Source organism: Streptomyces sp., assembly GCF_031181555.1.
Classification (GTDB): Bacteria; Actinomycetota; Actinomycetes; order Streptomycetales; family Streptomycetaceae; genus Streptomyces; species Streptomyces fimbriatus.
This window is the reverse complement of the sequence record NZ_JAPSKQ010000072.1, coordinates 26,861-30,451: the sequence shown is the minus strand read 5'-3', so window position 1 is coordinate 30,451 and position 3,591 is coordinate 26,861. Positions and strand designations below refer to the sequence as shown.

The window sequence follows — 3,591 nt, the reverse complement described above, 5'->3', positions numbered from 1 at the left end:
GCGATCCAACACTGACGGGCACCGACTGACCCCCACTCATCGGAGGGACACATGCACGACGACACCCCCACTCCTGGAATCGGGCGCCGGGGCTTCCTGGGTGGCGCCGGTGCGCTGGCGCTCGGCGCCTCGGCCGGGCTGCTCCTGCCGGGCACCGCCCACGCCGACACGACCATCACGACCAACCAGACCGGCACCAACAACGGGTACTACTACTCGTTCTGGACCGACGCCCCCGGCACCGTCTCCATGACCCTCCGCTCCGGCGGCAGCTACAGCACGTCCTGGCGCAACACCGGCAACTTCGTGGCCGGCAAGGGCTGGAGCAACGGAAGCCGCAGGACGGTGCGCTACTCCGGCAGTTTCTCCCCGTCCGGCAACGCCTACCTGTGCCTGTACGGCTGGACGGCGAACCCGCTCGTCGAGTACTACATCGTCGACAACTGGGGCACCTACCGGCCCACCGGCACCTACAAGGGCACGGTCACCAGCGACGGCGGGACCTACGACATCTACCAGACGACCCGGTACAACGCCCCCTCCGTGGAGGGGACGAAGACGTTCAACCAGTACTGGAGCGTGCGCCAGCAGAAGCGGACCGGCGGGACCATCACGACCGGCAACCACTTCGACGCGTGGTCCCGCGCCGGGATGCGGCTCGGCAGCTTCAACTACTACATGATCATGGCGACCGAGGGCTACCAGAGCAGCGGCAGCTCCAGCATCACGGTCAGCTGACCGAATCCCGACCGTGCCACGCCCGTTCCGCCGTCGCGGACGTGGCACGGTCGCGGTGACGGACGGCCGGGGCGACAGGTCCGCCCCGGCCGTCGCCCGTGGTCGACTATCGTGATCCCACCATGAACTCCGGGAAGAACCACGACGTGACGGAACCCGCGCGGCTGGGGACGACTCGACTGCCCGACGGCCGGCGACTCGCCTGGGCGGAATGGGGACCGCCCGACGGCACCGCGGTGCTGTTCTGCCCGGGGGCCGCGACGAGCAGATGGCTCGGTTTCGGCGGTGACGCCGTCGAGGCGGCCGGGATCCGGCTCGTCTCCGTGGACCGCCCGGGACTCGGCGACTCGGACCCCGATCCGGGGCGGACACTGGTGAGTTGGGCCGAGGACGTCCGGCACCTCGCCGAAGCCCGGGAGCTGTGGCCGCTGGCCACGGTCGGCTTCTCCCAGGGCGCGCCGTTCGCACTGGCCCTCGCGGCCGGCGGTCTCGTCCGCGCCGTGGCCGTGGTGTCCGGCAGCGACGAACTGGCCCATCCCCGCTTCGCGCGGACCCTCGAACCGCCCATCAGGGCCATGGTGGACACCACGGCCGACGACCCGGACGGGGCCGCCGCCTCCTTCGCCGACTTCGGCAGTGCCGATGCCCTCTGGGACGTCGTCATCGGCACGAGCCACGCCCTCGACCGCGCCGTCTACACGGACCCCGTCTTCGAGCGGGCCTTCCGCCGCGCGCTGCGCGAGGCCTTCGCCCAGGGTCCGGCCGGCTACGCCCGCGACACCGTCCTGGCCATGAGCCGCTGGCCCTTCGACCCGGCCCGCATCACCGTGCCGGTGCACCTCTGGTACGGGGAGTACGACACCAGCCCGGTCCATTCCCCCGACCAGGGCGGTTCCCTCGCCCGCGTCATGCCCGGCGCGACCCGCTACCTGATCCCCGACGCGGCCGGGTCCCTGCTGTGGACCCATGCCGAGGAAATCCTCACCACGCTGGTCGCCGCGGCAAAGTCGCCGCGCTGACCCGGCGTCCCGGTGGTCCCATTCCCCGGGGCTCGGTCGCCCGGCCGCCGATCAGCGCTGAGCACGACCGGCACGATGGCCCCTTCTCGCCGCGCGGCCTTCCTCGTCGCCGCCGTCGCGCTGTGCGTCACCCGGCCCCGCCAAGGGCGTGATGGCGGCGTGCGGGGTGGCCTGCGCCATGTTCGTGCACGCGGTGGCGGCGGTCCTCGGGCTGTCGGCGTTCGGCAGGGCGCCCTCGTCAGTCCGCTCAGCCCCGAGGCGATTCTCTTCGACGTGGCCTTTCTGCCGCAGTTCGTGAACCCCGAACCGGGCATGCTCCGGTCCAGTTCGGGGTGATGGGCGTCTCGTTCGTGGTCATGGGCCTCTGCGTCGACGGCACAGGGGGTCTGCTCTCGGGCAGGCTCGCGCTCGTGCTGTGCCGCAGCCGGAGGGTTGCCCGAGGGCTCAATGTCTTCAGCGGGACGGTGTTCGCGGGCCCGGCGGTACGGCTGGTGGCCCCGCCGGAGCAGGACCGCGGCCGCCGCCCCGGCCGGCCGCTCGGCACCCTCCTGTCCGCGGGACGAGTGATGTCCGGCCGGTCAGGTGGTGAGGGCGTCGACCACGCGAGGGATCATCTGCTCGGATGACCTCAGTGGTGTCGGGTGGTAGGCCAGGACGAAGCGGAGGCCGAGGTCGCGGGTGGCGAACATCCGGGTGCGGTAGCCGTACGTCTCGCCGGTCTTCCCCCAGAACGTCACGCCGTTGACCGTGGCCTTCTGCAGCCCGGCGCTGTAGCGGGCGGGGCTGCCGTCCAGCATGCGCACGGGTTGCGGCGGCGTGGTGAACAGCAGCTCCATGGCGGACGGCGGCAGCAACCACCCCGAGAACAGGGCCTGCTGGAAGCGGTAGAGGTCGTCGACGGACGAGACGAGCTCCCCCTCGCCCCACGCGCTGGACTGCCGGTAGACGGCGACGTCGCCCAGCGAACCGTCGGTCATCCGGAGAAAGCCGCGTATGTGCGAGCCGTGCAGGTGGGGATCGTCGTCCGGGAGCAGCGTCCGCCGCAGGCCGAGCGGGCGCAGGATCCGGGAGGTGATCGCCTCGCCGTAGGGCCGGCCGGTCAGTTCCTCGACGAGGAGGGCGAGGAGCACGTAGTTGATGCCCCGGTACTCCTGCCGGGTGCCCGGACGGAACTTCAGCGGGTCGTGCGTCACCGTCCGCACCCACTCCTCGGGCGTCCAGCGGTCCCAACGGTGGCGCAGCACCGCCTCCGGCGTGCTGAGGTCCGGCAGCCCGCGGTGGTCGGGGAGTCCGCTGGTGTGGGTCAGCAGGTGCCGCACGGTGATGCGGGTGAACGGGTGCGGCAGGAGCCCCGGCAGGTATCTGCCGACGGGGGCGTCGAGCCGGACGCGGCGCTCCGCCCGCAGTTGCAGGACGACGGTCGCGACGAAGGTCTTCGTGACGCTGCCCGCGCGGAACGCGTCGTCCGGGCGGGCCGCACGCCCCGAGGCCGGGTCGGCGGCTCCCGCCCCGCCGTACCAGTGCCCGCCGTGGGCCGTGACGCGCAGCTGCGCGCAGGTGGCCGGTGGATGGGCGAGGTCCGAGACGGCCGCCCGGAGCGCCCGGGCGGTGGCCGCCGGTAAGCCCGGGGCGGGCGGTTCGGTGGGATGGTCCCCCGCATGCGCGTCGGTACGGCCGGCCACGGCCAGCACGGCGCCGGCCGCCGAACCGCGGACCAGGGAACGCCGCGAGAGAGAACGAGAGGTCATGGTCGCCATGCTGCCGGGACCGCGCCGGCCCGATCATCCGGGACGGCCCGGAGTCACCCCCGAGCCGACCCTGATCCCCGGGTGGG

At 72.6% G+C, this 3,591-nt stretch carries 3 protein-coding genes; 2 read left to right on the top strand and 1 reads right to left on the bottom strand.

The window, feature by feature from the left end:
• Nucleotides 1-51 precede the first annotated feature (51 nt).
• Together RIM90_RS16735 and RIM90_RS16730 are read left to right on the top strand one after the other, a co-directional pair.
• Entirely contained in the window at nt 52-738 is a 687-nt protein-coding gene (locus RIM90_RS16735) for a glycoside hydrolase family 11 protein (protein ID WP_309061503.1), read from the top strand.
• 122 nt (nt 739-860) lie between these two features.
• Nucleotides 861-1,757: an alpha/beta hydrolase gene (locus tag RIM90_RS16730; protein WP_309061502.1), complete on the top strand. Its 897-nt coding sequence runs from the start codon at nt 861-863 to the stop codon at nt 1,755-1,757.
• A 578-nt stretch (nt 1,758-2,335) separates the two neighbouring features.
• Here RIM90_RS16730 and RIM90_RS16725 read toward each other — a convergent pair.
• Nucleotides 2,336-3,505 carry a serine hydrolase domain-containing protein gene (locus RIM90_RS16725; RefSeq protein WP_309061501.1) on the bottom strand — a complete coding sequence of 390 codons (1,170 nt, stop codon included), beginning with the start codon at nt 3,503-3,505 and terminating at the stop codon, nt 2,336-2,338.
• Nucleotides 3,506-3,591: the final 86 nt, after the last annotated feature.